The following is a 623-nucleotide window of genomic DNA, read 5'->3' on the forward strand; positions in this document are numbered from 1 at the left end:
CCTCGCGATTGTTCGCGAACGAGGCGCGGGCGTCGTCGTCGACCTCGACGGCGTGGACGAGCTCGAAGCCAGCGCGTTCGAGGCCGGCGGAGAGTCCGCCCGCTCCCGCGAACAGATCGACGTAGGTCAGGTCTTGCTGACTCATCTATCGGAGAGTGCCGCTCAACCGTATTTAATCGTTGGTACTGGGAGAACCGTTTGAGAGGCAACTTGTCCGAAAGAGGCCCGTCACGGAGCCGGATCTCCCTGAGCAAATTTCATGTCGCGGGGCGGTGAAGTGGACGTATGAGCGGTGACCTCGTCGAAATCCCGGTCGAAGTGGAGGTCACGCCAGAGAAGTACGGAACACTTCGATCGGTGAACGTCGTGTCTGAGGACAATATTCCCCTAGAGCTGGATACGCAGGAGTGGCGACTTGAAGCAATCTCCGTGGAGTCGCATGTTCGGGATCAGATCGATGTCAGAGGGATCGACGAAACGACGACGGTAGGCGTGGTGCGTGTGGACCCCGAGACCCTGAACTGGGAGTATATCGAGAAGTAGCCCTACGAGAATATCTACCTCAGATTAGACGGTAATCAGTAAGGTTACTGGTGGTCTCTTATACCGCTCTATAACTGCTC

General features: G+C 57.0%; 2 protein-coding genes. One reads left to right on the forward strand and one right to left on the reverse strand.

The window, feature by feature from the left end; all coding sequences use genetic code 11:
- The coding region (locus DVK06_RS19640) for a DNA cytosine methyltransferase (protein WP_147438157.1) at positions 1–145 on the reverse strand (145 nt) is incomplete at its 3' end.
- Between the two features lie 140 nt (positions 146–285).
- Between DVK06_RS19640 and DVK06_RS16930 the strand changes: the two genes are divergently transcribed.
- A complete protein-coding gene (locus tag DVK06_RS16930; RefSeq protein ID WP_121601128.1) occupies positions 286–543 on the forward strand; it encodes a hypothetical protein in 258 nt (85 codons plus the stop codon).
- Positions 544–623: the final 80 nt, after the last annotated feature.

The sequence above is a fragment of the Halorubrum sp. Atlit-28R genome (assembly GCF_003665955.1).
GTDB classification, from domain to species: domain Archaea; phylum Halobacteriota; class Halobacteria; order Halobacteriales; family Haloferacaceae; genus Halorubrum; species Halorubrum tropicale.